The 20,600-nt window shown below is 71.2% G+C and carries 15 protein-coding genes; 13 read left to right on the forward strand and 2 right to left on the reverse strand.

Going from position 1 to position 20,600, the window contains the following annotated elements; translation table 11 throughout:
- Nucleotides 1-16: 16 nt before the first annotated feature.
- On the reverse strand, nucleotides 17-997 hold the full coding sequence (locus DLJ58_RS15565; protein ID WP_208741118.1) for an FG-GAP repeat domain-containing protein: 981 nt from the start codon (nucleotides 995-997) through the stop codon (nucleotides 17-19).
- Nucleotides 998-1,241: 244 nt separating this feature from the next.
- Here DLJ58_RS15565 and DLJ58_RS15570 point away from each other — a divergent pair, with 244 nt between their 5' ends.
- The 13 genes from DLJ58_RS15570 to DLJ58_RS15630 all read left to right on the forward strand — a co-directional run bounded on the left by DLJ58_RS15570 (nucleotide 1,242) and on the right by DLJ58_RS15630 (nucleotide 17,648).
- Nucleotides 1,242-2,369 carry a DUF4185 domain-containing protein gene (locus DLJ58_RS15570; RefSeq protein WP_124857082.1) on the forward strand — a complete coding sequence of 376 codons (1,128 nt, stop codon included), beginning with the start codon at nucleotides 1,242-1,244 and terminating at the stop codon, nucleotides 2,367-2,369.
- Between the two features lie 211 nt (nucleotides 2,370-2,580).
- Complete coding sequence (locus DLJ58_RS15575) at nucleotides 2,581-3,114, forward strand: hypothetical protein (protein WP_124857084.1); 534 nt, start codon at nucleotides 2,581-2,583, stop codon at nucleotides 3,112-3,114.
- Nucleotides 3,115-3,177: 63 nt separating this feature from the next.
- The gene (locus DLJ58_RS15580) at nucleotides 3,178-4,062 is read left to right on the forward strand and encodes a pyridoxal-phosphate dependent enzyme (RefSeq protein ID WP_124857086.1); all 885 of its coding nucleotides are present in this window, start codon (nucleotides 3,178-3,180) and stop codon (nucleotides 4,060-4,062) included.
- A gap of 189 nt (nucleotides 4,063-4,251) precedes the next feature.
- Complete coding sequence (locus DLJ58_RS15585) at nucleotides 4,252-4,395, forward strand: hypothetical protein (protein ID WP_208741120.1); 144 nt, start codon at nucleotides 4,252-4,254, stop codon at nucleotides 4,393-4,395.
- Between the two features lie 98 nt (nucleotides 4,396-4,493).
- Nucleotides 4,494-5,684, forward strand: coding sequence for an MFS transporter (locus tag DLJ58_RS15590; RefSeq protein ID WP_124857088.1), 1,191 nt, complete (start codon nucleotides 4,494-4,496; stop codon nucleotides 5,682-5,684).
- A gap of 65 nt (nucleotides 5,685-5,749) precedes the next feature.
- Complete coding sequence (locus DLJ58_RS15595; RefSeq protein ID WP_124857090.1) at nucleotides 5,750-6,379, forward strand: VOC family protein; 630 nt, start codon at nucleotides 5,750-5,752, stop codon at nucleotides 6,377-6,379.
- 311 nt (nucleotides 6,380-6,690) lie between these two features.
- Nucleotides 6,691-7,515 carry an AfsR/SARP family transcriptional regulator gene (locus DLJ58_RS15600; RefSeq protein WP_124857092.1) on the forward strand — a complete coding sequence of 275 codons (825 nt, stop codon included), beginning with the start codon at nucleotides 6,691-6,693 and terminating at the stop codon, nucleotides 7,513-7,515.
- A 33-nt stretch (nucleotides 7,516-7,548) separates the two neighbouring features.
- Nucleotides 7,549-10,866, forward strand: a complete 3,318-nt coding sequence (locus DLJ58_RS15605; RefSeq protein ID WP_124857094.1) for a type 2 lanthipeptide synthetase LanM family protein — start codon at nucleotides 7,549-7,551, stop codon at nucleotides 10,864-10,866.
- 70 nt (nucleotides 10,867-10,936) lie between these two features.
- Nucleotides 10,937-11,188: a mersacidin/lichenicidin family type 2 lantibiotic gene (locus DLJ58_RS15610; RefSeq protein ID WP_112603060.1), complete on the forward strand. Its 252-nt coding sequence runs from the start codon at nucleotides 10,937-10,939 to the stop codon at nucleotides 11,186-11,188.
- 88 nt (nucleotides 11,189-11,276) lie between these two features.
- Nucleotides 11,277-11,555 carry a mersacidin/lichenicidin family type 2 lantibiotic gene (locus DLJ58_RS15615; protein ID WP_091399738.1) on the forward strand — a complete coding sequence of 93 codons (279 nt, stop codon included), beginning with the start codon at nucleotides 11,277-11,279 and terminating at the stop codon, nucleotides 11,553-11,555.
- 93 nt (nucleotides 11,556-11,648) lie between these two features.
- Nucleotides 11,649-14,990 (forward strand): type 2 lanthipeptide synthetase LanM family protein, encoded by a 3,342-nt coding sequence (locus tag DLJ58_RS15620; protein WP_124857096.1) that lies wholly within the window; start codon nucleotides 11,649-11,651, stop codon nucleotides 14,988-14,990.
- Nucleotides 14,983-15,477 carry a hypothetical protein gene (locus DLJ58_RS15625; RefSeq protein ID WP_124857098.1) on the forward strand — a complete coding sequence of 165 codons (495 nt, stop codon included), beginning with the start codon at nucleotides 14,983-14,985 and terminating at the stop codon, nucleotides 15,475-15,477. Before DLJ58_RS15620 ends, DLJ58_RS15625 begins: the two co-directional genes overlap by 8 nt.
- Nucleotides 15,474-17,648, forward strand: a complete 2,175-nt coding sequence (locus DLJ58_RS15630) for a peptidase domain-containing ABC transporter (protein ID WP_091399730.1) — start codon at nucleotides 15,474-15,476, stop codon at nucleotides 17,646-17,648. The genes DLJ58_RS15625 and DLJ58_RS15630 overlap by 4 nt, the downstream gene beginning before the upstream one ends.
- A gap of 6 nt (nucleotides 17,649-17,654) precedes the next feature.
- On the opposite strand, the gene DLJ58_RS15635 is transcribed toward DLJ58_RS15630, so the two are convergent.
- Nucleotides 17,655-20,492 (reverse strand): AfsR/SARP family transcriptional regulator, encoded by a 2,838-nt coding sequence (locus DLJ58_RS15635; protein ID WP_124857100.1) that lies wholly within the window; start codon nucleotides 20,490-20,492, stop codon nucleotides 17,655-17,657.
- Between the last annotated feature and the right edge of the window lie 108 nt (nucleotides 20,493-20,600).

Raw genomic sequence — 20,600 nt, forward strand, 5'->3', positions numbered from 1 at the left:
ATCTCCAATCCACTGATCACAGCGTCGTCTCGCCGTTGAGGCCGAAGAAGTCGTGCCATCGGGTGGCGCCGAGGAAGCCGGTGCCGGTGGAGAGCGCGACGTGGACATCGTTGGTGGCGCCCTTGGTGAAGACGATGAGGTCGTCGCTGCCGTCCCCGTTGGCGTCGCCGAGGTAGGGGAACTCGCCGGCCAGGCAGAAGAAGTCGTGCCACTTCACTGTGGTCCCGGCGAAGCCGGTGCCGGTGGAGGTGGCGACGTACACGTCGGCGTTGGGATCGCAGGTGAAGGTGACGATGTCGTCTCTGCCGTCGCCGTTGACGTCACCGACCCGGGGTAGTTCGGCGCCGACGGCGAAGAGGTCGTGCCACTTCTGCGCCGCGCCGAAGGAACTGCCGTTCGACAGGGCGACGACGACGTCGCTGGCGGTGGCGGGGCCCTGGGTGAAGGTGACGATGTCGTCCCGGCCGTCGCCGGTCACGTCCGTGGCGGATCCACCGGCGATGGCGTGGGTGCGGGCCGCCTCGTTGAGCTGGGCCCGGGCCGTGGCGGCCGCCTGGTCGTACCGGTCGGGGAAGCCGGACCGTTGGACGCACTGGGCGACCTGGCCCGCGCTGAATCCGGGGTTGTCACGGTCGCAGACGATGGCCCGGGTGACGTACTGGGTGCTGGCGTAGACCGGGTCCATGATCTGCTCCGGAGTGCCCCACCCGTAGTCCCAGCGCTGCTGGAACACCCCGAGCGACGACTTGTCGCCACACGGCAGGTTGTTCATGCGTGACTCGACCCAGCCCGCCTCGAAGGCGGACAGCGTCACCTTGTCGTTGGCGTTGTAGGCCCGGGCGACCCGGTAGACGACCAGGGTCACCGCCGGGTCGCGGTTGGCGGGGATGGAGGGGCAGGCCAGGGTGCCGACCGGGTCCGCGTGCGCCGGCATGGCCGGGACCGTCGTGCCGGCGACGCCGAGGGCCATCAGCAGGGCCAGGAGAATACGTCTCACGCTGCTCCTCGTCGGGTCGGGGATGGCCGACGATGGCGTCACGGGACCGCCAACGACCGGGGACCGATTGCTGAGAGTTTCTTCAGCGCGCTGATGAGAGTCAATGTTCTATGAAGAATTCCTTCAGAGCATCGTTCAAGGCGGGCAGGTATTGACAGCGGTTGTCGTCGGCGGGTTTACTCGCCCGCAACCGCTGTCCAATCACGCGGCAGGGCCATGACGAGTGCGACAGGAGGGGGCAGCCATGGGCATACGTCGTCGCTCGTTGCTCGGCCGCGCCGCCGCGATCGGGGCCGCCAGCGCGGTCGGTTCCGTAGGCGCGATCCTGACCACGGCCGCTCCGGCCCAGGCGGCGGTCTGGAAGAAGCGGCTGACCGGTGCGGACCTGGACACCAGTCGCCGATGGCGGGTAGCCGGCACCGATCTGGGCATCCCGTACGTGCTGGAGAACGGATCCATCGGCTACCTCTTCGGCGACACCTTCGACACGCCGTGGCCCGAGGGCCCGCCCCTGCCGAACGACTGGCGGTCGCCGGTCATGTTGCGCTCCGCCGTCCACCCCGGCGCGCCGGGCGGAATCGTCTTCGACAGCGCCGCACGCGTCGCCGGCAACGGACGGGCACCGGAGCTGATGCACAACGGCCACTACGGCATCGGCATCGACGGTCTTCCCGAGGTGACCGTCATCCCCAACGACGGCATCAGCTTTCCGGAGACCGGTCGCCAGCTCATCTCCTACATGAGCATCGAGAACTGGAACTCCGCCGGCCCGGCCGGGCCGCAGTGGAAGTCCCGCTACGCGGGGCTGGCCTACTCCGACAACGGCAACGACTTCATCCGTACGCCGCTGAAGTGGTGGAACAGCCCGGACAACAAGGACCCGTTCCAGATGTGGACCATGCAGCGCGACGGCGAGTACGTCTACGTCTTCTCGGTCCGGTCCGGGCGGCAGGACGGTCCGATGATGCTGCGACGCGTCCGGTGGGATCGGCTGTTCTACCCCGAGTCGTACGAGGGCTGGGGCTGGAACGGCACCAACTGGGGCTGGGGGAGACCCTGCACACCCATCCTCACCGGCCGCTTCGGCGAGCCATCGGTGCGCCGGCTGGCCGACGGGACCTGGGTGATGTCCTACCTCAACTGTCAGAACGGGTGTCTGGTCACCCGTACCGCGTCGGGACCCGACCGGGCCTGGACGGGGGAGAAGATTCAGCTGACGGGCTGGCAGGAGCCGGCGCTCTACGGTGGGTTCATTCATCCCTGGTCGAGCCGGAACGCCGACGACCTGCACCTGATGGTCTCGAAATGGACCCGCACCCCGGACGGCCGCAGCACCGCCTACCACGTCAGTCAGTTCACCGGATCGGTGTGACGGGCCGCCGAGCCGCCTTCGTCGTGGCCTCACACTCGCGTCTCTGAACCGTTGGACGCGCGTGCACGGCAGGGCTGACATCTGGAGGGGGCATGTCTTGACCTGATTGGGCGGTACCCGCCCTGAACGGTGGCGCACCAGGCAGTCGTCCGGAATGAGGTCCGCTGACGATCGCGAGTGTGGGTGCCTGATCGCTGGGTAGGGCTGAACCATGCTGAAGCGAGCGGTGTGGCAGGGACTGGTGGCGGGCATGGCCGGGGCGGTGGTGATGACGGCCGCTGAGAAGATCGAACAGCGGGTGACCGGTCGGCCCGACTCCTACGTGCCCGCCCAGGTTCTGGCCAGGCTTACCGGCCTGCCGGAAACCTCCGGGCAGCAGCCCCGGTGGCAGAATTTGGCGATGCACTACGGCCAGGGCGCACTGGTCGGCGTGCTGCGCAGCGTCATGGCGCAGGCCGGGCTGCGCGGCCCCTGGGCCTCAACGATGTTCACGGCGGTGCGTTTGACCAACGACCAGATCCTGGAGAACGCCACCGGCGTGGGGGCGCCTCCGCTGACCTGGCCCCGCCCCGAGCTCGCCATCGACGTGTTGCACAAGTCCATCTACGCGTTCGCCACCGGAGCGGTGGCCGACGTGCTCGCCGCCCGCGACGGAGCGGGACCCGGGCAGCGGCACGCGGCGCTCCGTCCCGGTCGCCACGCTGACGTCGGTCCGCTGCCCCGGGCAGCAGCACGTCGGGCATAGCCGCGGAGGTGCGCCCACGGCCAGGAAGCTGCGTGCGGGGCCGGGGAGTGTTTAGCTGCACGGATGAGTACACCCGTTCCCCTCGGTATCTGGCCAACGCCGTTGGAGGCCGCGCCCCGGCTCGCCGCCCGGCTGGGGTTGGCCGAGCTCTGGTTCAAGCGTGACGATCTCACCGGCCTCGGCGGGGGCGGCAACAAGATCCGCAAGCTCGAGTACACCTGCGCGCAGGCGATAGCCGACGGCGCCACCACTGTCATCACCTCGGGGGCTCCGCAGAGCAACCACGCCCGGCTCACCGCGGCCGCGACCGCGCGGCTCGGCCTCTCCTGTGTGCTGGTGCTCGCCGGCCCGCCCCCGGAGAGTCGGCGAGGCAACCTGCTGCTCGACGGGCTCGCCGGCGCTGAGATCGTCTGGAGCGGAGAGCGTCCGCTCGCCGAGGTGGTGGCGGCCGAGGCGGAGCGACGATCGGCGTACGTCATCCCGTTCGGCGGCACCGCTCCCGCGTCGATCCAGGGTTATGTGGACTGCGGTCGGGAGCTGCGGGCCCAGTTGCCCGACGCCGACGGGGTCGAGGTCGTCGCGGCGCTCGGTTCTGGCGGGACGATGGCCGGCCTGGTGCGGGAGTTGGGCGTGCAGCGGGTGATCGGCGTGGATGTCGGTGCCGTGCCGGACCCCCGGGCGACCGTCGCCGGGCTGCTCGTCGGCGAGGTCGAGCCGGACGCCCTGCGGATCGACGGCACCCAGGTGGGTGCGGGGTACCGCACGCTGACCGACGCCGTCCGGGCGGCGCTGGAGGTGACCGCGCGTACGGAAGGGATCTTCCTCGACCCGACGTACACCGGTCGGGCGATGGCGGCATTGCTGGCCGGCAGCTTCCCGCACGGCGACCGGGTCGTTTTCCTGCACAGCGGGGGGCTGCCGGGGCTCTTCGGTCACCCTGAGCTGTAGGGGCACCGGCCGGGCACGCGCGGCGGTGCCCTCCGGCGGAGTCGCGTCGGAGGGCACCGCGCCGAGCTGTCGGCGGATCAGACGCTGGCGAAGTGCTCGCGGTGATCGCGAACGAACTCGGCGAAGGTCCGCGACCCGGCCGACCGCCGGGCAAAGTTGATCGTGCCGACGGATCGGGGTCTCAGCATCATGGCGGCCTCCGACGGCTTCGTGCACCTGATCGAGCAGAAGCTCGCCGACACGCTCGGCCCCGACCGGTACCGCGACTTCAGGGACGCGCTGGCCCGTGTCGTGGCGAGCCTCCCGGCTACCGGCGACGACACCGAGGGCTGAGCTGGCATGTGCCGGCGCCAACCGGGTACGCCGCCGTGGCCCCGAGGGCCGGCGGAACGCCCAGGCTGACCGCTCTCACGCTGCCGAGGAGCACCGACATGCCTATCGCCGGGCGGGCCCGACTCACACCGACGGTCTCCCTGGTGCTGCTGGCGTCGATCCTGGTGTCGTTCCTGGCCGCGTCGGCGGCCCCGACTCCGCTCTACGGCGTGTACCAGGAACGCTGGCACTTCTCGCCGGTCACCACCACCGTGGTGTTCGCCGTCTACGCCCTCGCGGTGCTGGCGTCGCTGCTCACGTTCGGCAAGTTGTCCGACCACGTCGGTCGGCGGCCGGTGCTGGCCGTCGCGATCGCGGTGCAGATGCTCGCGTTGGTCGTCTTCATCTTCGCCAACGGTGTTGCGGCCCTGCTGGTCGCCCGCCTCGTGCAGGGGGTGGCAGCAGGCGCCGCCACCGGCGCGGTGGGCGCCGCCATGCTGGACATCGACCGGGCCCGGGGCACGCTCGCGAACTCGATCGCCCCCGGCATCGGAACCGGAAGCGGCGCCCTGCTCTCGGCGCTGCTCATCCAGTTCCTGCCCGCGCCGACGCGACTGGTGTACCTCGTGCTGCTCGTGATTCTGCTGATCCAGGCCGTCGGGGTCGCGCTGATGCCGGAGACGGTCACCCCGATGGCCGGGGCCCGAGGCAGCCTGCGGCCGGACATCACGCTGCCCCGCTCGGTGCGCCAACCGGTTCTGGTGGTCGTCCCGGTGCTCTTCGCGGTCTGGGCGCTGGCCGGGTTCTTCGGCGCGCTCGGCCCGGCGCTGATCCGCAGCCTCATGAACACGTCGATCGTGATCGGCGGTCTGGTCCTCTTCGTCTTCGCCGTCTTCGGGTCGATCGCCGTGCTGGTACAGCGCAACACCGCCGCGCGGACCGTGATCCTGACCGGAATCGTCGCGCTCATCCTGGGAATGATCGTCACGTTGGTGGCGGTCATGGCGCAGTCCATCCCGGTCTTCTTCGCCGGCCTCGCGCTCGGGGGCGTCGGCTTCGGCAGCGGCTTCCAGGGCAGCCTCAAGACAGTCATGCCGCTGGTCGAGGCGCACCAACGCTCCAGCGTGCTGTCCGTGCTCTACGTCGTCTGCTACGTCGGCTTCGGTCTCCCCACCGTGATCGCCGGCTTCCTCGTGGTCTACGCCGGCGGCCTGCCGAGGACCGCCGACGAGTACTCCGTCGCCGTCATCCTCCTCGCCCTGGTCGCCCTGTTGGGGGTGCGCAGGGCAACCCGGATGGCGTCGGGCTGATGCCGGGAAGCCGGCGCCGAGCAGGGACTCAAGCAGTAGCGTGGTGATCAGGAAGGGGGGCGGCGATGAGCCCGAAGGTGGCCCAGGGCGACGCGAGTTCGACGTCGCGGATCGAGAGCCTGGACGTCAAGCTTGAGGTGATCGTCATCCCGGTGTCGGACGTCGACCGGGCGAAGGCGTTCTACGAACGGCTCGGGTGGCGGCTCGACCAGACCCCTCCCGGCATCGTCCAGTTGACGCCGCACGGCTCCGCGTGTTCCGTACAGTTCGGCCCCGGGCTGACGTCGGCGGCACCTGGCTCGGCCATGGCGTACCTGATCGTCTCCGACATCGAGGCAGCCCACGACACCCTCGCCGCCGCCGGTGTCGAAGTCGGCGACGTCTTCCACGTCAGCCCGGACGGCCCGGTCGACGGGCCGGACCCGCAGCGGCGCAGCTACTTCTCGCGCGCCACGCTGCGCGACCCGGACGGCAACACCTGGCTGATGCAGGAGATCACCACCAGGCTTCCCGGACGCATCGAGGGCGGCCTCACGTCGTTCGGCTCCACGAGCGACCTGGCGAGCGCGCTTCGACGCGCGGCCGCCGCGCACGGCGAGCACGAGAAACGTACGGGCGAGCATGACGACAACTGGCCCGACTGGTACGCGGCGTACATGGTCAGCGAGCAGTCGGGGGCCAAGCCGCCCGAGTGAGCTACGCCCACGCGTAAGACCTGCTGATCGACGTGCTGTCGGTGAGTCACCTGATGACTCACCGGCAGCACCGTTTCCGTTTCGGAGTGCGCGTCGCTACCCCCTGCGCGCTGTTCGTACGGGCGATGTACGCGAGTTGTACGCCGACCGTCCTACCATCCCCTGGACACGATGATCTTCGATCCGTGCGGCACCGCCGGATTCAGCGCCGACCCAGGTGCGTGCCGTGCCTCGTCGCCTGTGTGCGGTCCCCCGGCCGCCGGTAGGGAGGAGACCTCGATGACGAGTCCTGGTGCGGGCGGTGCGATGCCGTGACGCGGGTACGGTTTCTCGCCCTCGGCCCGCTGCACGCCGAGGTCGGCAGAGAGTGGCTCGACCTCGGGCCCGTCCGGCAACAGGCGGTCTTCGCGATCCTGCTGTTCAACGCGAACCGCGTGGTCACACCGGCGTCGATCCTGCAGGGAGTCTGGGGCGGCCAGGCCCCGCCGACCGGCACGAAGCTGATCCCGCCGTACATCTATCGGCTGCGACGCACGCTCGAGGCGGCGTGCGTCGGCCACGACGGTCCCGCGATCGACAGTTCCCGGATCGGCTACCGGCTGCGTCTCGGTTCGGCCCGTACCGACGTCGCGGACTTCGACGAGGCGGTTGAGCGGGCGGCTGCCGCCGAGACGGCCGGCGACCTCGCCGGGGCCGCGGCGCTACTGGCCGAGGCCGAACAGAGCTGGGCGGGCGAGCCGTTGGCGGGCCTGACCGGTCCGTACGCGGAGAGCCGTCGGCAACACCTGCTCGAACGCCGCATCGTCTGCCTGGAACACCGGCTGGAACTGCACCTGCGGCTGGGCGACTGCCACCGGGCGATCCCCGCGCTGATCGCCCTGCAGGCGGAGTATCCCCTGCGGGAACGGCTGGCGATCATGCTGATGACCGCCCTGTACCAGACCGGCAGGCAGAGCGAGGCGATGGACGTGTTCGGCGCCTTCCGTACCCGTCTGGCGACCGAGTTGGGCGTCGAGCCGACCCCGGCGCTGCTCGCGGCGTACACCTCGATGTTGCGCGGCGACCTGGGCCCGCCCTGGGTGTCGGGCCGTTTTCCCGAAGGACCCGCCCGGGCACGGGCGGCCACCACCACGTGATGCGCGGCGATGCCGCGCGGTGAGGCGGAACAGATGGACGACGGCCTTGCCCCGGTGCAGCCGGGGGACGCCGGATGGTTTCTGGGTCACTCCCTGCGGGAGCGGCTGACCGGCGCGGTGCCGACCGGCCCCGTCGACGAGGATCTCGGCCGGATCCGGCTGAAGATGTGGCTGGACGAGCCGGTCCACGTGAGGCGGCCCGACCTGATCGCGCAGCGGCTGGCCCAGCACGGGCTCGACGAGGCCGGTCTGATCCGGGTCCTGGGCGAGCAGCCCGAGACCGTTCGGGCCCGGTTCGACACGGCACCGGATTACGCCCGTCGGCTGGTCGAGGCCGCGCGGCGGCAACCGGCCGCCACTGCGGCGCCCGGCCACGGCGCGGCCGGACACGATGACAGTGCGGGCTTCGCGGTGCTCGTCGGGCCACTGATCGCCGCCGCACTCGAACGGTTGGGCGCGCGGGTGGCGGCGCTGGTCGACGGCCACCCCCACCTCTCCGCCGAGGCGCTGACCACGCGGTTGGGCCCGGGGCCGGTCGACACCGTCAACATGCTGGTGGCCCGGACGATGGCGCTGGAACTCAACGTGCTGCGGATCCGGGGCGAGCTGTCCGGGAGCAGCCCGCACGAGCGCTTCCACGACTTCCTCCACCGGTTGGCGCAGCCGCAGCACGCGTTGCGCCTGCTGCGCGAATATCCGGTGCTGGCCCGGGATCTCGTGCGGGTCGTCGACAACTGGGAGGCCAGCCGGCTGGAGTTCGCCGAGCGCGTAGTCGCCGACCACGCGGAGCTGTCCGACCGGTGCGGCGGGCCGGACTCGCTCGGCGACCTGGCCGAGGTGAGCTTCGGGGCGGGGGACAACCACCGGGGCGGTCGCTCGGTGGCGGTCGTCCGCTTCGCGACCGGCGCGCGGGTGATGTACAAGCCCCGGCGCCTCCAGGTCGACGGTCACTTCCAACACCTGCTGGCCTGGCTCAACGAGCGCGGCGCGCACCCCGCGCTGCGGACCTTCTGGGTCGTCGACCGCGAGGTGTACGGGTGGACCGAGTTCGTCGGGAGTGGACCCTGCGCCGACCGCGACGCCCTCGGCCGGTTCCATCAGCGGCAGGGCGCCCTCCTGGCCCTGTTGCAGGCCCTCGGTGCGACGGATTTCCATCAGGAAAATGTGATCGCCTCCGGTGAGCACCCGATGCTCATCGATCTGGAGGCGATGCTGCACAACTGGCAGTGGGAGCGGCCGATCGGCGACCAGGCGGGCTACCTGCAGAGCGCCGGGGTCGGGTTGATGAGCAGGTCCGTCGTCACGGTGGGGCTGCTGCCGGCACCCGTGATCTGGACCGAGGGCAACCAGGTCAACCAGTTCGACATGAGCGGGATGTCCGGGGCCGGTGGGCAGTTGACCGCCCGGCCGGTCACGGTCTGGGACGGGTTCGGCACCGACGAGATGCGCCTGGATCGGCGGCGGGTCCCGTTGCCCGGTTCGGGGAACCTGCCCACCCTGGGCGAGCAGCGTCTGGACGTGACGGAGTTCGCGCCCGAGATCGGCGACGGATACCGCACGCTCTACCGGATCCTGCTGCGACACCGGGACGAGTTGCTGGGGCCGTCCGGCCCGTTGGCCGCGTTCGCGCACGACGAGGTGCGGGTGGTCCTGCGCGCCACCGAGTCGTACGTCCGGCTGCTCGCCGAGGCGCAGCACCCGGACCTGCTGCGTGACGCGTCGGACCGGGACCGGTACTTCGAGAACCTGTGGGCCGGGCACGAGCACCGCGAGGACCGCGACCTCCTCATCGCCGCGGAACTGGCCCAGATGTACGCCGGCGACGTGCCGATCTTCGTGACCACACCGTCGTCGACGGACCTCACCGGTGGCGACGGCACCGTGGTGCCGGGGGCACTGCGCCAGACCGGCCTGGACGCGGTCCGCGACCGACTGGTGGGCATGTCCGAAGACCACCTGGCCCAGCAGAGCTGGATCATCGAAGCCTCGCTCACCGCGCTGATCATGGGAGACCCGTCGCGGTGGCGTCCACCGAGCCGCCCGGGCGCGGTGGTCCTGCCGCCGCCGGTCGTACCCGCGAAGGTCGTGCACTCGCCTGTTGCCCCCGCGACGGTCGCACCTGAGCGCTTCGTCGACGCGGCGCGCATCATCGGGGATCGGTTGCTGGCGACCGCGCTCACCGAGGACGACCGAATCTGCTGGCTGGGCCTGAGCCTGATCGCCGACAAGGTGTGGATGCTCGGCCCGAGCGCCATGGACCTCTACAACGGCATCAGCGGCATAGCCCTGTTCCTCGCCCGGCTGGCGGACGTCACCGGCGACACTGTCTACCGGCAGGCCGCCGACCGGGCCGCCACGATGATGCTCCGCGAGGCGCGGAGCTGGCTCGCCGGCCCGACCGCGACCGCGGGCGTCGGCGGCTTCGACCACCTGGGCGGGTCGGTGTACGCCCTGAGCCACCTCACCGCTGTCCTGGACCGCGCCGACCTGGCCGACACCGCCGCGGGCCTGGCCGCGTCGATGGTCACGCACGCCACCGAAAGCCGCGAGTACGACATCATCAACGGCAGCGCCGGTGGGCTGCTGGCCCTGCTGTCGCTGCACCGGGTCACCGCGGACCCCAGCGTGCTCGACGGCGCCCGGACGCTGGCCCGGCACACGCTCAGCGGCGCGCAGCCGGTCGGCGACGGGGTCGGCTGGTCCGGCACCCTCTACGCGGACACGCCGCTGGCCGGCTTCTCCCACGGCGCGTCCGGTATCGCGACCGCCCTGGCCCGATGGGACCGGTACACCGGGAAGCGCGAGCATCGCGACACGGTGGACGCGGCGCTGCGCTACGAACGCACGGTCTACGACGAGGCGACCGGCAACTGGCGCGACCTACGCCCGGACACGCCGGAGGGCGACTCCATGGTCGCCTGGTGCCACGGCGCGGCCGGGGTCGCGATGGCACGCGCCGAACTCCTGGGCTACGCCACCGACGACGCGCTGCTGCGCGACGACCTGCGGCGTGCGCTGACGGCGACCCTCAAGCCGAGCAACCTGCTGCACAACCACTCGATCTGCCACGGGGACCTCGGCAACGCCGAGGCCGCACTGGCCGCCGCCCGAGCCCTCGGGGACGACGAGGCGGTCCAGCGCGCCGCCGCGATCGGGGCGACCGCCGTCGCGGACATTGAGAACCGTGACTGGCGGTGCGGCGTGCCACGGGGGGTGGAGACACCGGGGCTGATGAGCGGCCTGGCCGGCATCGGCTACGCGCTCCTGCGGTGGGCCGATCCGGCGGGTGTGCCGTCGGTGCTGCTGCTGGAGCCGCCGACCGACCATCGCGGTGCCATCGATCTGCCATAGCGCGGTCCTACGGTTCCGCCGTGGAGGTCCATCCACGTATCGCTTCACCACCTATAGATGGGAGTTTCACATGGACTACATCAGGGCGTGGAAGGACCCGGTCTACCGGGCGTCCCTCAGCGCCGAGGACCGGGCCAGCCTGCCGGCGAACCCGGCCGGCTTCGTCGAGCTGAACGACCAGGAGCTCGACGGCGCCGACGGCGGCACGTGGACCCCGACTCCCACGATCACCGTGGTCACCGGGGCCGCCGGCTGCTTCTCCTTCAACGGCACCTTCTGCAACGGCACCTGCGCGGCGTTCACCGCCGGCTGCTGCGGCTGACCGATCCACCTCGGCGGGGAACCCGAACCGTCCCGCACGGACACGTTTCCTCGCCGGCACACCCCGAATTCCCTGAGGAGAGCCCTTAATGAACATCGTGCAAGCCTGGAAGGACCCCGAGTACCGGGCGAGCCTTTCCGCCGAGCAGTTGGCGGCGCTGCCGGAGCACCCCTGCGGCGTGGTCGAACTCGGTGACGACGTCCTCGCGCACATCGCCGGCGCGCGCACCGAGGGCCTGTGGACCCTCGGCTGCTGCGGCGGCTTCACCGCCCGCGAAACACCGTGCGGTTCCTGTGGCGCGACGTGCGGTGGAACCACCTGTGGCACCTGCCAGACGCAGTCGACCTGCGGTCTGTGCACCGCCTGATCCACCCGCTCCACCGGCGGTGCCCGGACATCTGAGGTGTCCGGGCACCGTCCCCCGCGAGACCCGACCGCTGCGCGAGAGAGAGCACCCCCGATGACGCAGTCGCACCTGCCCGGCCACGACCCGGTGGACGTTTCGAACCCCTGCTGGTACCTGGCGTACTCCCTGCCGGAAAGGCTCGGAGGCGCGGCGCCGACCGGCTCGGTGGACGAGGACCGGGGGCGGCTCCGGCTCGATCGGTGGAGGAACGAACCGGTCTTCGCCGGTGACACGGACCTGTTCGAGAGCTGGCTCGACGCCCTCGACCTCGACGAGCCCACCCTGACCAGAGTGCTCGGCGAGACGCCGGAGACGGTCCGCAGCAGGTTCGCCGACATCCCGGACTACGTGCGCACGATCGAGCGTGCATGGCGCAACCACCGGCCGGGCGAGACCGCTGACAACGACCACGGGCACGACCACGACCACGACCATGACCATGACCACCACCACGAGCCGCACCCGCACGCCGCGTTCGTCGAGCTGGTGCGCCCGCTGGTGGACGACGGCGTACGCCGGGTACGCGAGGCGGTGCACGAGGCCTGCGCCGAAACGCCGGGACCACACCTCGATGCCGACCTGCTCGCCGACCAGCTCTGCGAGCCGCCCTACGGGGCGATCAACCTGCTCGTCGGTCGGGTGCTCGTGCTGGAACTCAACGTCCTGCGGTTGCAGGGGCAGTTGGAGGGGGAGACTTCGCAGCAGCGCTTCCAGGACTTCGCCCGGCGGCTGCGCGACCCGAAGTACACACTCGACGTTCTGATGGAGTACCCGGTGCTGGCCCGGGACGCGACCATCCTCATCGACAACTGGGTGGACGCCCGGATCGAGTTCGCCCAGCGTCTCACCGCGGACGCCACCGCCCTGACCGCCCGGCTGGGGGACCCGGCGGAGCTGGGCAGCGTGACGGAGGTGTCGTTTGGCGCCGGTGACTCACACCGCGGTGGCCGCTCGGTCGGGTTCGTCCGCTTCGCCAACGGTGCACGCGCCGTCTACAAGCCCCGAGGACTGCAGGTCGAGCTGCACTTCCAGCAACTGTTGGACTGGCTCAACACGCGCGGCGCGCAACCGTCGCTGCGCACCATGTGGGTGCTCGACCGCGGCGACTACGGCTGGTCGGAGTTCGTCACCGCCGGGCCCTGCGCCGATCACGACGCGCTGCGCCGTTTCTACACCCGGCAGGGCAGCTACCTGGCATTGCTGCACAGCCTCGCGGCCGTCGACTTCCACCTGGAGAACATCATCGCCGTTGGCGAGCACCCGATGCTGGTCGACCTGGAAGCCCTCTTCCACCCGCAGGGCGAGCAGACGGACCAGCAGATCGGCGTCTCGGCGGAGTCGTTCCGGACGATGCGGGAGTCGGTCCTGGAGGTCGGGCTCCTGCCCCGGCCCATCATCTACCAGGACGACGACGGCGTCGGCGGAGTCGACTTCAGCGGCCTGGCCGGCACAGCCGGGCAGCTCACGCCCACCCCGGTCGCCACCTGGGAGGAGTCCGGCACCGACGAGATGCGCCTGGTCCGCAAACGGATCGAGATGGGCGGCGGGCAGAACCTTCCCAGCCTGAGCGACGCGGCACACCACACCCTCGACTTCAGCGCCGACATCATGGCCGGGTTCGAACAGACCTACCGGCTGCTGCACCGCCACCGCGACGAGCTGCTGGCACCGGACGGGCCGGTGGCCGCGTTCGCCGGTGACGAGGTACGCGTGATCCTGCGCGCCACCCGCACCTACGGCAAGCTGCTGCAGGAGAGCCGCCACCCCGACCTGCTGCGCAACGCCCTGGACCGGGAGCGGTTCTTCAGCTTCCTCTGGTTGCAGGAGGAGTGGCCCGGCGCCGAGGCCCGGATCGCCACCGCCGAGCAGGCACAGCTGAGCCGCGGCGACATCCCCTTCTTCAGCACGACGCCCGCGTCGCACGACTTCGTCGCCGGAGACGGCTCGGTGGTCGCCGGGGTGCTGCCCACCAGCGGTCTGGAGCGGTCGCGGCAGCGCATCGACGCCCTCTCCGAAACGCACCTGGCCCAGCAGACCTGGATCCTGCGCAGCTCGCTCGCGGCGCTGACGATGGGCGTGGAGAGTCAAGGGCAGTGGTCGGAGTACCAGGTCACCGCCGCCACCGTTCCCGCCGACGTGGACCGGTTCGTCGCCGCCGCGTGCGCCGCCGGCGACCGACTGCTGCTGTCGGCCGACACCGGCGAGGACTCGATCGCCTGGCTCGGGCACACCCTGGTGGCCGACAAGATCTGGCAGCTGGGCCCGGTCGGGATCGACCTCTACAGCGGGTTGTCCGGGATCGCGATGTTCCTCGGCTACCTCGGCGAGGTCAGCGGCGAGCAGCGCTTCCGCAGCGCCGCCGAGGTCGCCGCCGGCATGCTGGTACGTCAGATCGACCTGCTCGACGAGACGCCGACGGAGAGCCTGGAGAACTTCACCGTCGGCGCCTTCAACGAGCTGGGCGGACCGCTGTACGCGTTGAGTCACCTGGGCGCCCTGTGGCAGCGCGACGACCTGTTGGACGCCGCCGGACGCATCGTGCCCGTCCTGCTGCACCTCGCGCCGCAGGACGAGGCGTACGACGTGATCAGCGGCGCGGCCGGAGCGATCCTCGCGCTGCTGGCTCTGCACGCGGCGCGGCCGTCGGAGCCGGTCCTCGACGCCGCCCGCACGTTCGCCCGGATCCTGAGGGACAAGGCCGAGCCGGCCGGCGACGGGATCGGCTGGGCGGGCGCGGTGAACCCGAGTCGGCCGCTGGCGGGTTTCTCACACGGGGGGTCCGGCATCGCGGTCGCCCTGGCCCGGCTGGACCGGGCCCTCGGCAACCGCGACCATCTGCCGCTGGTCGAGGGAGCGATGCGCTACGAACGCTCGGCCTTCGACCCGGAGCACATGTGCTGGCTCGACCTGCGCGACACCACGCCGGAGCGGTACTCCATGGTCGCCTGGTGCCACGGCGGGCCCGGTATCGCGCTCGCCCGCGCCGACCTGGCCGGCTACGTCGACGACCACGAACTGCTCGATCGCGACCTCTCCGACGCCAGCACCGGCATGCTGCGGTTCGGCCTGACCGGCGAGGTCATCACGGGCACCGGCAACCACAGCATCTGCCACGGCGACCTCGGTAACGTCGAGGCCCTGCTGGCCGCCGCACGGGTCCGTGGCGACGAGGACGCCGCCCGGCAGGCCGAGCTGGTGGCCGCCAGCATCCTGGACTACATCGACCGGGACGGCTGGCTGTGTGGGGTTCCGCTCGGTGCGGAGACTCCCGGCCTGATGAGCGGCATCGCCGGCATCGGCTACAACCTGCTGCGCCTGGCCTTGCCGGAGCGGGTTCCGTCGATCCTGCTGGTCGAGCCTCCGGTACCGGCGGTGGGCGGTGACCCGCGTGGCTGAGCAGCAGATCTGGCCGTACCGGCCGCAGGCGTTGGCGACCTACCGAGGTGGCGTGCACGACGGTCCCGGGCGCAGCCCGATCCGGTCCTCACGACGGCCGCTGGTCGCGCTCGCCGTGCTGCTGCTGATCGGCGTGGGCTTCGCGGCGGTCATGCGGGTGCCGCGGACGGCCGACGGGGCCGTGATCGGTGCCGACGGGCCGAATCTGGTCTCCATGTTCGCCGGGCGCCTCAATCCGGAGCCGGCGCCGGGCTCGGAGGTCACCCTCGTGCAGGAGGGTGGCCGGGCGACCCTGCGGGTCGTCCGGGCCGAGGTCGTCGACGACCCCGCCGATCGGCGCTGGAACATCCCGGCGGAGGTGCCCCGGCCGATCACCATCGTCTGGCTCGCCGGAGACGCGAAGGAGAGCTTCGGCCGGCTCAGTCTCGTGGTCGCCAACCCCACCCTGCTGGAGCTGGTGCCGGGCGTTGAGGGGGTCCTCCGATGACGATGAGCTGGCTGCGACCGCGTCGCCGGGTGCCGATCATGCTCCAGATGAGCGCCACCGAATGCGGTGCCGCGTGCCTCGCCATGGTCTTCAGCTCCTACCGGCGGTGGACCTCTGTCGCCGAGTGCCGGGAGCAGTTGGGCATCGGCCGCGACGGGGCCACGGCGTTGCAGATGACCCAACTCGCCCGCCGGACGGGGATGCGGGCCCGAGGTGTCAGCGTCGACCTCGACGGACTGCCGCAGTTGCGGTTGCCGGCGATCGTGCACTGGAACTTCCGGCACTATCTGGTGCTGGAGCGGTGGGACCGACGCGGCGCCGTCGTCGTCGACCCGGGGATGGGCCGGCGGCGGATGAGCCGCGAGGAGTTCGGCGAGGGATTCACCGGCATCGCCATCGAGCTCACCCCGGGCGAGGAGTTCGAACGACGCCCCAGCCCGGGACGGCTGGCCTCGCTGCGGTTCGCCCGCAGCATGCTGACCTTCTCCCGTCCGTTGCTCGGCCTGGTCCTGGTCGTCTCGCTGCTGCTCCAGCTGGCGGTGCTGCTGCCCGCACTGATCACCAAGTTCGCGGTCGACACGGTGATCGGAAAGGGGCAGGTCGACGCCCTGACCGTCCTCGGCCTCGGCATGCTCCTGCTGTTGGCCACCCAGGGGGTGGGCACCTACGCCCGAGGTGCAGCTCTCAACGTGTTGCACGCGCGCATGGACGACACCATGATGCGGCGCTTCTTCGACCATCTGCTCGCCCTGCCGTACTCCTACTTCCAACTGCGCAGCAGCGGCGACCTGCTGATGCGGATGTCCAGCAACACCGTCATCCGCGACCTGGTCACCAGCCAGACGATGTCGCTCGTCCTCGACGGCCTGTTCGTCGTCGTCTACATCGGCATGCTCCTGGCGTTCACACCGCTCTACGCCTGGCTGGTGCTGGGCCTGGGTCTGCTGCAACTCGGCGCGATCGTGGCGACGTACCGGGCCATGCGGGAGCGTACGCACCGGGACATCGCCGCCCAGGCCGAGGAGCAGAACTACGCGGTCGAGGTGCTGGCCGGCGCCGAGACGGTGAAGGCGATGGGCGCCGAGCAGCAGGTCCTCGGCCGCTGGTCCGGGCTGTTCCAGACCCGGCAGTTCGCCTCGCTGCACCGCCGTCAGCTGGAGACCGGGTTGGAGGCGACGCTCGGGGTGTTCCGAATGGGGTCGCCGCTGCTCCTGCTGTGGGTCGGCGCGCACCAGGTCGTCGCCGGTGCGATGTCACTCGGCACCATGCTGGCGCTCAACGCCCTCGCCGCAGCCGTGCTCACCCCGCTGATGGGGCTGGTCAACACGGCCCGTCAACTACAGACAGTCGGCACCCACCTGGAACGGATCCGGGACGTGATGGACGAGGCCGCCGAGCAGGACCGGTCCACGTCCCAGCCACCGGGCCGCATCTCCGGGCAGGTGACGCTGACCGGGGTCGGCATGCGTTACAGCGCCAACGCCGCCTGGGCCGTACGCGGCGTCGACCTGACCATCCCGCCCGGCGCGAAGGTGGCGCTTGTCGGGCGGACCGGATCGGGCAAGACGACGCTCGCCAAGACCATCATCGGGCTGTACGTGCCCAGTGAGGGCGAGGTCCGATTCGACGGGCGTCTGCTCCAGGACCTCGACTTCCGCGAGTTGCGCCGCTGGTGTGGCATGGTCACCCAGGAGCCTGCCCTGTTCGCCGGGTCCGTCCGCGACAACATCTCCCTCGGGCATCCGTCGGCGACCTACGACGAGGTCGTCCTCGCCGCCGAGCGCGCGCAGATCCACGACGAGATCATGGCGATGCCGATGGCGTACGAGACCCGACTCACCGAGGGCGGCGGAGGGCTCTCCGGCGGCCAGCGGCAACGGCTGGCCCTCGCCCGCGCCCTCGTGCACAACCCGCCGCTGCTGCTGCTCGACGAGGCGACCAGCCACCTGGACGTGGTCACCGAGCGTCGCGTGGACGAGGTCCTCTCGGCGCTGTCGTGCACCAGGATCGTCATCGCGCACCGGTTGAGCACGGTGCTCAACGCGGACCTGATCGGTGTGATGGAGGAGGGTTCCCTGGTGGAGCAGGGCACGCACGACGAGCTGATCGCGCACGGGCGCTACTACGAGGCGCTGATCCGCGACCAGCTCCAGACGGCCCGGCCGCTGTAGCCGGGTCTATCCGGCCGGGGTCACCGGGCCGGAGTGGCCGGGCGCGACGCGTGCCAGCAGCTGTCGCACCACGTCCGCGGCGGGGTCGCCCAGGTCGTCGTAGATCCGGATGGCCCGCTGCCATGCCTCGGCGGCGGCCGGAGGGTCCGCCATCGCCTCGCGCGCCTCGCCGAGCCGGACGAGGGTCAGCCCTTCGTGGTACCGGTTGGCCGATTCCTGGAAGCGTTGGACGGACTGCTCGTAACAGGCCGCCGCCCTGGCCGGGTCACCGAGCCGGTGGTACGCGAAGCCCAGACTGTCCAACGTCGCGGCCTGCCCGACGCGATCGTCGATCGCCTCCTGTTGGGCCAGCGCCTCGGCGCAGTCGACGACGGCCTGGTGGTAGTCGCCGGTCAGGGCGTGCAGGTAACCCTTGACGTTCAGCGCGCGCGCCTCGGCGTACCGGTTGCCGATGAGCTGCGAGACCCGCAGCGCCTCGGCACTGTGCTTGAGCGCCTCGTCCAGCCGGCCGTACTGGGTGCAGTGCTCGGTGTACTGGCGCAGGATCAGCGCCAGGCTGTCCAGGTCCTCAAGCTGTTCGTACAGTTCGAGCGCCCGCTGCACGTGGTGCTCGGCCGCGTGCTGGTCGCCGAGCCGCATGAGCGCGCGGGCGAGCATCCGGCTGGCCTGCGCCTGCGCCCGGACGTCGCCGATCCGCTGCGCCGCCGCGAGCGCTGCCTGCTGGGCCGCGAGCTGCTCCTGGAACATGCCCCGAGGCGCGAGGTACGCGGCCAGGGCCCAGGCGAGCTGGCAGGCGTACCGCTCGAAGCCGGTTTCCGCGGCCTGACGCAGCACCCGCAGCAGGACGGGGTGCTCGGCGTGGAACCAGGCCGCCGCGACGACCCGGTCGGGCATCGGCACGTGCACGTTCGCCGGCATCGGTGGTTCCAGCTCGATGGCTGCCCAGGTCGGCTGGAGCAACACCGCGCCGGGGTGCGCGCTGTGCAGGTAGTGGTCGTACATCCGGCGCGCGGCGGCCCGGCGCTCGTCGGCCAGGTCTGATGCCTGGGCCAGTTCGGCCGCGTACGACCGGAGCAGGTCGTGCAGGGCGTACCGCTCGGGCAGGTGCTCGGTCAGCAGGTGCAGCCTGGTCAGCTCCTTCAGCAGCGGGGTGACGGTTGCCCGGGGACGGCCGAGCAGCGCGGCGGCGGCGTCTCCGGTCAGGTCGGGGCCCGGGTGCAGGCCCAACAGACGCAGCAGGCGGGCCGCCTCGGTGCTCAGCGCCCGGTACGACCAGGAGAAGATCCGGCGGACGTCCCCGTCGGCCAGTTGCTCCAACCGGGACTCGGACGGGCGCAGTTGGGCCGCGACGGCGTCGATCGGGAAGGTGGGCCGGGCGGTCAGCCGGGCCGCCACGATGGACAGGGCGAGCGGGAGGCGACCGGTGGACTCGATCACCTCGCTGGTCGCCGCCGCTTCCGCGATCACCCGGTCGTCACCCAGCCGGCTGCGGAGCAGCCTCGTCGACTCGGCGGCCGTCAGCACCTCAAGCGTCAACGGTCGGGCGCCCTCGGCCACGGTGAGGCTGCTGAGCTGGTCGCGGCTGGTCACCAGGACCGCGCACTGGCCGACGCCGGGCAGCAGCGGTCGTACCTGGTCGGCGTCGCGCGAGTTGTCGAGGACGACGAGCATCCGACGCGAGGCCAGCAGGCTGCGGTACAGCCCGGCCCGAGCGTCGACGCTGCTGGGGATGCGGCCGACCGGTACGCCGAGCGCCTCGAGGAAGTCGACCAGGGCATCGGCGGGGGACACCGCATCCGCGTCGTCGTAGCCGCGGAGGTTGACGTACAACTGGCCGTCGGGAAAGCGGTCGGCGGCCCGATGGGCCCAGTGCAGCGCGAGCGTCGTCTTGCCCACGCCGGCCATGCCGCTGATGGTGACGATGTCCACCGTGGCGGGTCGTTCGGGTCGGGCGCCGAGGGTCGCGTCGAGGAGGTCGAGTTCGGCGCTGCGCCCGACGAAACCGGGCAGGGCCAGTGGCAGTTGCTGAGGGCGGCCCGGTGCAGCGCCGGCCGACGCGTCGTCCGCGGGCCTGGTCGTCGCGCCCTGCTGGCCGAGGCGGTGGTGCAGGATGTCGTCGTGCAACCGGGTCAGCTCGGGGCCGGGGTCCATCCCGGTCTCCTCGGCCAGCGCGCGTCTGGCCTGCTGGAACGCTGCCATAGCTCCGGCGATGTCGCCGATCTGGTAGAGGCCGGTCATGAGTTGGGCCCAGGCCCGTTGCCGCAGTGGGTGACGGTCGAGCAGTGCCCGCAACCGGGGGATCACCTGGGCCGCCTCGCCAAGTGCGAGCCGCGCCGCGGCGTGGTCCTCCTCGGTCAGCAGCCGCCGCTCGGTGATCCGCGCGACCCGGCCGCTGAGGAGCCGGGGCAGCGGCAGCCCCGCGAAGGCGGGCCCCCGCCACATGCCGAGCGCGAGGGACAGCTCCGGCTGCGCCGCCGCCGGGTCGCCGGCGGCCAGCGCTGCCCGTCCGCGCGCCGCCGCCGCGTCGAACCGGTCCACGTCCCGTTCGTCCGGCTCGACGCGAAGCAGGTAGCCGCCCGGTGTGGTGAGGATCCGACGGCGCTCGCCCGCGGTGCAGTCGAGTGCCTGGCGCAGCCCTCGAAGGTAGGTGCGCAGGTTCGCGGCGGCCGAGGCGGGGGGCTGGTCGCCCCACACCATCGTCATCAGCTCCTTGGCGGAGATCGCCTCACCGGGGCGTAGCAGCAGAGCGGCCAGCACCAGCTGTTGTTTCGTCGACCCGAGGGCGACCGGTCGGCCGTCCCGTGACACTGTCAGCGGCCCGAGCAGGTCGAAGTGGAGGGGCATCCTCACCTCAGGTTGCGGTGCCGGCCGGGCGAGAGTGGCGATCGTATGAGCATCGATCAATGACGTTAGCACCGATTGAACATGATCTTCATGTTTGGTCGGGCGGAG

The sequence above is a fragment of the Micromonospora arida genome (assembly GCF_003857035.1).
GTDB classification, from domain to species: Bacteria; Actinomycetota; Actinomycetes; order Mycobacteriales; family Micromonosporaceae; genus Micromonospora; species Micromonospora arida.

Bases quoted from the DNA above. Each gene is read 5' to 3' on its own strand.
- DLJ58_RS15570 (WP_124857082.1), top strand. From the start codon at position 1,242: ATGGGCATACGTCGTCGCTCGTTGCTCGGCCGCGCCGCCGCGATCGGG.
- DLJ58_RS15575 (WP_124857084.1), top strand. From the start codon at position 2,581: ATGCTGAAGCGAGCGGTGTGGCAGGGACTGGTGGCGGGCATGGCCGGG.
- DLJ58_RS15580 (WP_124857086.1), top strand. From the start codon at position 3,178: ATGAGTACACCCGTTCCCCTCGGTATCTGGCCAACGCCGTTGGAGGCC.
- DLJ58_RS15585 (WP_208741120.1), top strand. From the start codon at position 4,252: ATGGCGGCCTCCGACGGCTTCGTGCACCTGATCGAGCAGAAGCTCGCC.
- DLJ58_RS15590 (WP_124857088.1), top strand. From the start codon at position 4,494: ATGCCTATCGCCGGGCGGGCCCGACTCACACCGACGGTCTCCCTGGTG.
- DLJ58_RS15595 (WP_124857090.1), top strand. From the start codon at position 5,750: ATGAGCCCGAAGGTGGCCCAGGGCGACGCGAGTTCGACGTCGCGGATC.
- DLJ58_RS15605 (WP_124857094.1), top strand. From the start codon at position 7,549: ATGGACGACGGCCTTGCCCCGGTGCAGCCGGGGGACGCCGGATGGTTT.
- DLJ58_RS15610 (WP_112603060.1), top strand. From the start codon at position 10,937: ATGGACTACATCAGGGCGTGGAAGGACCCGGTCTACCGGGCGTCCCTC.
- DLJ58_RS15615 (WP_091399738.1), top strand. From the start codon at position 11,277: ATGAACATCGTGCAAGCCTGGAAGGACCCCGAGTACCGGGCGAGCCTT.
- DLJ58_RS15620 (WP_124857096.1), top strand. From the start codon at position 11,649: ATGACGCAGTCGCACCTGCCCGGCCACGACCCGGTGGACGTTTCGAAC.
- DLJ58_RS15630 (WP_091399730.1), top strand. From the start codon at position 15,474: ATGACGATGAGCTGGCTGCGACCGCGTCGCCGGGTGCCGATCATGCTC.
- DLJ58_RS15635 (WP_124857100.1), bottom strand. From the start codon at position 20,492: ATGCCCCTCCACTTCGACCTGCTCGGGCCGCTGACAGTGTCACGGGAC.